Annotated in this window: 5 protein-coding genes; 3 read left to right on the top strand and 2 right to left on the bottom strand. The window is 43.6% G+C overall.

Annotated features, from left to right (window positions below; translation table 11 throughout):
• Positions 1–72: 72 nt before the first annotated feature.
• Both srmB and ACOSVQ_RS20500 read right to left on the bottom strand, forming a co-directional pair.
• Positions 73–1326: an ATP-dependent RNA helicase SrmB gene (gene srmB / locus ACOSVQ_RS20505; RefSeq protein WP_491984284.1), complete on the bottom strand. Its 1254-nt coding sequence runs from the start codon at positions 1324–1326 to the stop codon at positions 73–75.
• A 117-nt stretch (positions 1327–1443) separates the two neighbouring features.
• Positions 1444–2199, bottom strand: a complete 756-nt coding sequence (locus ACOSVQ_RS20500; RefSeq protein WP_491984283.1) for a tRNA1(Val) (adenine(37)-N6)-methyltransferase — start codon at positions 2197–2199, stop codon at positions 1444–1446.
• 305 nt (positions 2200–2504) lie between these two features.
• Here ACOSVQ_RS20500 and brnQ point away from each other — a divergent pair, with 305 nt between their 5' ends.
• The 3 genes from brnQ (at position 2505) to lysS (ending at position 6675) form a co-directional block, all read left to right on the top strand.
• Positions 2505–3809, top strand: coding sequence for a branched-chain amino acid transport system II carrier protein (gene brnQ / locus ACOSVQ_RS20495; RefSeq protein WP_491984282.1), 1305 nt, complete (start codon positions 2505–2507; stop codon positions 3807–3809).
• A 202-nt stretch (positions 3810–4011) separates the two neighbouring features.
• Positions 4012–5110, top strand: a protein-coding gene (gene prfB, locus ACOSVQ_RS20490; RefSeq protein ID WP_165312162.1) for a peptide chain release factor 2 whose coding sequence is annotated in 2 segments (ribosomal slippage) — positions 4012–4086 and positions 4088–5110 — 1098 coding nt in all. Because the reading frame shifts where the segments join, the coding sequence is not laid out codon by codon here.
• 32 nt (positions 5111–5142) lie between these two features.
• Entirely contained in the window at positions 5143–6675 is a 1533-nt protein-coding gene (lysS, locus tag ACOSVQ_RS20485; protein WP_165312161.1) for a lysine--tRNA ligase, read from the top strand.
• The last annotated feature ends 46 nt before the right edge of the window (positions 6676–6721 follow it).

The raw sequence follows: 6721 nt of genomic DNA, 5'->3' as shown, positions 1-6721 counted from the left end.
TTGCAGGTAAAAGAAAGCCGATGCATTGCATCGGCTTTCTTCTATTTATAGCTCAGAATTCATCGCGCAGAATTATTTGCTTTTCTTCGCGGTAGTTTTCTTTTTAGCGGTGTCTTTCTTCTTCGCTGCGTCTTTTTTCTTTTTAGCCGCAGTCGGTTTTTTCTTCTTAAATACTGCTTTCTTGTGTTTAGGACGCATACCTTCGATGTAACGCTCTTTGATATCTTCTTTGATATAACGAGCGACACGTTCAATCATTGGCTGATCATGCGCTTCGATAAGAGAAATTGCATTACCTTTCTTACCCGCACGAGCAGTACGACCAATACGGTGTAAATACACATCCGCGGTACGTGGCATATCAAAGTTAATCACGTGGCTGACATCTGGGATATCAATACCGCGAGCTGCAACGTCTGTCGCTAAAAGGATGTTTACCGTACCATCGCGAAAACGTGAAATCGCATTGTTACGACGATCTTGTGGCATTTCGCCTTGGATCCAAACGCAAGGGATCTGTGCGCGTTCTAATTCAGTACGAAGATCCGCCAAGCGTTCACGCGTTTTCAAGAATACGATGGCGCGCTCTGACTGCTCGGTTAAGATTGTTTTTAACAGCTCAAGCTTATGTGCCATATCGTCTGCACGGTGGTACCACTGAGTGATTTTCTTGCGCTCACGACGTGGTGGCTCTGCATTGACAATTGCTGGCTCGTTTAGCAAATCTGCTGTGAAACCATCAACGCCTTTACCTTCTAAAGTTGCTGAGAATAGAAGGGTCTGTTTACGCCAGCGACATTCAGCTGATAGACGGTCAACGACCGGACCAAAACCCATGTCTAGCATGCGGTCTGCTTCGTCAAGAATTAACCATTCAATTGCACGACAATCGAAACGCTCAGCGTCAATGTATTCCAATAAACGCCCCGGTGTTGCTACAACGATATCTTGAGTGGCTGCCAAAACATCTGCGTGTTCTTGGTATTGAACACCGCCAGTGATACTGAAGATGTTCATGTGTGTGTATTTTGCCAACGCTTTTGCTTGCTCTGTGATTTGCAGCGCTAATTCACGAGTTGGCGTGAGAATCAAAATACGAGCTGGACCTGCTTTCTTACGTGGGAAATCTTGTAGGTATTGCAGCGCTGGGATAACAAACGCAGCCGTTTTACCTGTCCCTGTTGGTGCAGATGCAAACACATCTTTTCCGTCGAGGGCTTGAGGAATTGCTTCGGCTTGAACTTGAGTAGGGCGCTCAAAGCCCATTTCTTCAATTGCCTCGATGAGGTTTGGATCCAGTTCTAAGTCAGCAAAAGATTTGATCACTGTTAATACTCCGCAAGCGCTCGGACTGAGCAGTCAAAGCCGATCAGCAACCGCTGATCAGTAAAAATTAGGGGCGCACATTATAGATGGATCGTCACTCAGATCACATCTTTAATTCTACATCTTTAAATAAAAAGATCGTGTTAGCTCGGTGAAGGCTTGAGTGTAGCCTAAATCATCGCGAATGATCAGCGTTGATTCCTCAATATCAATCGGTTCTTTTTTCAGTTCAAACAAAAGTCGGCTGATGGGTTTGTTCGGCGTCGGCTGCACTTTGCATAATCGAGATAAGTAAAAGCCATTCTTTTTCGCTAGCTCTATAAATTGTTCACCTTCTGTTATTGGAAGAATAAAGCTGGCGATCCCTGCATCAGACAAAAGTTGGAAAGTGATATCAATTAGGCGCTTATGTTCTAACGTGTCGGTGTGTCTGGCAGTGGCTCGCTGAGCATGCTGTGACTGTTCCCCGTCGTTAAAATATGGTGGATTACAGATAATGGCACCGAATGTGATTCCATCGTTAATGCTTAGTACATCAGCTTGCTTCACGGTAATGCGCTCAGACCAAGGTGAGTTATTGATATTGATTTGAGCGGCTTGAAAAGCATGCTCATCAATGTCGATGGCTTGTATTTGAGTCGTGGGAAATCTTTGAGCGCACATTAAGGCTAAAAGCCCTGTGCCCGTTCCGATATCCAGTATGTTTGAAATTGGAAGCTGCTGTTGAGAAGGTGTATTTGAAAACGATGAACGCTGAAAAGCCCATGCGCCCAGTAGTACGCCATCTGTGCTGACAGGCATACCACTTTGTCCACCTTCAATTGAAAATTGCTTAAATTTAAAGCCTTTAGTGTTTAACGTGCTACTTTTCATGAAAATATCGGTTTTTGTTGAAAATTAAGTGACTAACGCTGGTGTTGAATAGTTGTATAGATTTTTGTTCTATTTTGTGTTGGTTTTATATTGTAATTTTATAGTTTATTGTTCTGGTTTTGCTTTTTTATCTAGTGTTATGAACTGCTTTTTTACTTTATGTTTGGATTTATGTGGTGTTTTTGGCTCATGGGTTGCGAAGTGATGATAGTTTCGTCATTATTCGCCCCCTCTCTCGAGCATTGGAAAGCCGTTTTTCAAGCGAAGGATGTATTACATTAACAAATAATTATTAAGGGGTATCTGTGAAACAGTCGTTAAAATTAACAGATATTATAGCTTTAGGCTTTATGCTTTTTGCGTTCTTTTTGGGCGCTGGTAACATTATTTTCCCTCCTCTAGCAGGTCAATTAGCGGGTGACCACTTACTTCCTGCAATGAGCGGTTTCCTTTTGACAGCAGTGGGTCTCCCACTAGTAACCATTATTGCAATCGCGATTTCTGGCGGTAGTTGGGAACACCTAACAAAACACCTGCCAGCGAAAGCGTCGTTGGTAATGGCTGCTTTAATCTTCATTATTATCGGTCCTGCATTTGCTGCACCTCGTACAGGTTTAGTGGCTTATGAAATGGCGGTAAAACCTCTATTTGCAGACCTGAACCTTACTGTTTTTTCTGTATTGTTCTTTGCTGTGGCTATGTTCTTCTCGTGGTCTCAAGGCAAACTGATAGATGTGATTGGTAAAGTTCTAACGCCAGCTCTTTTCATCGGTTTGATTGTTTTGGCTCTTGGGGTATTCATGGATCCACAAGGTCAAATGCTTTCAGCGCAAGGTGAGTACGCAACACAGCCACTCACTAAAGGCTTCCTTGAAGGTTACAACACTATGGATACCTTCGGTGCTTTGATGTTCGGTATTCTGATTGTGGATGCTCTGCGTGCTAAAGGCATTACTGAAGAGAAAGCAACAACCAAATACCTTATCAGCGCGGCTGTGATTGCTGCTGCAGGTCTGGCTTTTGTGTACATTTCGCTATTCTACCTAGGTGCGACAAGTTCATCTGTGGCTATGGGTGCAGACAATGGCGGCGTGGTGCTAAGTCAATATGTTATTGCGCTCTTCGGTGATAAAGGTCAGTTAGTACTATCAGTGATCGTTCTACTTGCTTGTTTGACGACGGCGATTGGTCTTATCTCTGCTTGTTCTGATTTCTTCAGCACTCATACTCCAATCTCATACAAAGCATGGGTTGTGATTAACGGTGTTGCGTGTGCAGTAGTCGCGAACGTTGGTCTAGCGCAGTTAATTGCTCTTTCTGTGCCAGTACTATTTGCTCTGTATCCAGTTGCGATTGCATTGGTTGCGTTGACTTTCATCCGTACTAAACTTGCTAACCCACAAGCGGCGTACCGTGTGGTGATTCTTGTATCACTACTGTTTGCTCTGATTGATGCAGCAAAAGTGTCTGGTTTAGATGTTTCATTCTTCAACTTCCTACCTCTGTTTGAAATTGGTATGGGGTGGTTGTTACCAACAGTTGCTGCGATGATTGTGATGACATTCGTTGGTGGTTCTGCGAAAGCTGAACTGGAACAAAAAGCCGCATAAATTTGAGCTGGATTAAAAAGAGGTGTTTGAGACTGTTTTTATACAGAACTCAGCGCCTCTTTTTTATTGCTATCGAAACCTAGACACCACCTCGTTTTTCTGTACAGCCTCCAATCAAAATATCCCCAATTTTTCCTGTATCTTCATCACATTTTTAAGTAGAATTCTCCGGTTAAATTCTACTCATAAAGCTTAAGCAAAAATGTTTGAAATCAATCCAATTAAAAACCGCATTCAGGATGTGTCAGAGCGCACGAATATCCTGAGGGGGTACCTTTGACTACGACGCTAAGAAAGAGCGTCTAGAAGAAGTAAACGCAGAACTTGAACAACCAGATGTATGGAACGAACCTGAACGCGCACAAGCATTAGGTAAAGAACGTTCAGCATTAGAATTGGTTGTTGAGACCATCAATCAACTCGATCAAGGTGTTGATGATGTTGAAGGACTTCTTGAACTCGCTGTTGAAGCTGAAGATCAAGAAACATTCGATGAAATCGGTCCTGAACTCGCTGAACTAGAAGCTAAGTTGGAACAACTTGAGTTTCGTCGTATGTTCTCTGGTGATCACGACTCATCTGATTGCTATATCGATCTTCAATCTGGTTCTGGTGGTACTGAAGCACAAGACTGGACTTCAATGATGCTACGCATGTACTTGCGCTGGGCTGAAGCGAAAGGTTTCAAAACAGAAGTGATTGAAGTTTCCGAAGGTGAAGTTGCTGGTCTGAAATCTGCAACCGTTCGTATCATTGGTGACTACGCTTACGGCTGGTTACGCACAGAAACGGGCGTTCACCGTTTAGTTCGTAAATCACCATTTGATTCAGGCGGTCGTCGTCATACTTCGTTTGCTTCTGCGTTTATCTATCCTGAAGTGGATGAGAATATTGCGATTGATATCAACCCAGCGGATCTACGTATTGACGTATATCGTGCATCGGGTGCTGGTGGTCAGCACGTTAACACCACCGAATCAGCGGTACGTATTACTCACATTCCAACCAACACGGTTGTGCAGTGTCAGAATGACCGTTCTCAGCATAAAAACAAAGATCAAGCAATGAAACAGCTTCGTGCGAAACTGTTTGAGCTTGAACTACAGAAGCAAAACGCTGAGAAACAAGCGAACGAAGATGCAAAATCTGACATCGGTTGGGGTAGCCAAATTCGCTCATACGTACTAGATGATTCTAGAATTAAAGATTTACGCACCGGAATTGAAAACCGCAACACTCAAGCGGTTCTTGATGGTGACTTAGACAAATTTATTGAAGCTAGCCTGAAATCTGGCCTTTAAGCTTTTTACCGACAATACAGGGTACATGCAAAATGACTGATGCTGTTCAAAACGAAATGAATCAAGAACAAATCGCGCAAGAAGAAAACAAGCTGATTGCAGAGCGTCGTAGCAAGTTAGAGCACATCCGTAAGAGCTGCAAAGCGAATGGTCATCCGAATGATTTCCGTCGTGACAGCCTAGCTGGTGATCTACAAGCTGAGTTCGGTGAAAAGACAAAAGAAGAACTAGAAGAGCTGAACCATATCGTTGCTATTGCTGGTCGTGTGATGGCAAAACGTGGTCCGTTCCTTGTGATTCAAGAAACTTCAGGTCGTATTCAAGCTTACGCATCTAAAGATGTACAAAAAGAGCTTAAAGAGAAATACCAAGGTCTAGATATCGGTGACATCATCGGTGTGAAAGGCGCGCTACACAAATCAGGTAAAGGCGATCTTTACGTGAACATGGATGAGTACGAGTTGCTGACTAAGGCACTTCGTCCGCTTCCAGAAAAATTCCACGGTCTGACTGACCAAGAAATGCGTTACCGTCAGCGTTACGTTGACCTTATCGTTAACGAAGATTCACGTAATACGTTTATCATCCGCTCTAAGTTAGTAAGCGCAATTCGTGCTTTCATGACTTCTAAAGGTTACCTAGAAGTTGAAACACCAATGATGCACGTAATCCCTGGTGGTGCTTCTGCTCGTCCATTCGTAACTCACCACAACGCGCTAGATATCGACATGTATCTACGTATTGCACCTGAGCTATACCTAAAACGCCTAATCGTAGGTGGTTTTGACCGTGTGTTTGAGATCAACCGTAACTTCCGTAACGAAGGTCTTTCTCCTCGTCATAACCCAGAATTCACTATGATGGAATTCTACCAAGCATACTCTGACTACAAAGATCTAATGGATCTAACAGAAGAGATGCTAAGCACTGTAGCAATCAATGTTCTAGGTGCAACGGCGATGCCTTACGGTGACGAAATGGTTGAGTTTGGTGGCAAATATGCTCGCATGAGCATGTTTGAAGCAATCAAACACTACAATCCAAACCACGCTCAAATCCAAGCATTAACAGAAGAAGATATCCAAAACCGTGATCTTATGGTTTCTATCGCGAAATCTGTTCATGTCGACGTAGAGCCTTTCTGGACTTGTGGTCAGCTTCTTGAAGAGATCTTCGGTGAAACGGCTGAGCCAAAACTGATCCAGCCTACTTTTATCACTGGCTACCCAGCGGATATCTCGCCACTTGCGCGCCGTAGCGATAGCAATCCGTTTTTCACAGACCGCTTTGAGTTCTTCATCGGTGGCCGTGAAGTAGCGAATGGTTTCTCTGAGCTTAACGATGCAGAAGACCAAGATGCTCGCTTTAAAGCACAGGTTGATGCGAAAGAGTCTGGTGATGACGAAGCAATGTTCTACGATGCAGACTACATTACTGCACTAGAACACGGTCTTCCACCAACGGCTGGTCAAGGTATCGGTATTGACCGTCTGGCAATGTTGTTTGCTAATGCACACACTATTCGTGACGTAATTCTGTTCCCAGCGATGCGTCCACAGCAATAATTTGTTGTTGAAAATTGTCATTTAATAAAAACCGCCTTCTGGCGGT

The sequence above is a fragment of the Vibrio sp. HM8-C genome (assembly GCF_058630515.1).
Note: the sequence above shows the minus strand (reverse complement) of the source record. Positions and strands in the feature narration are given on the sequence as shown.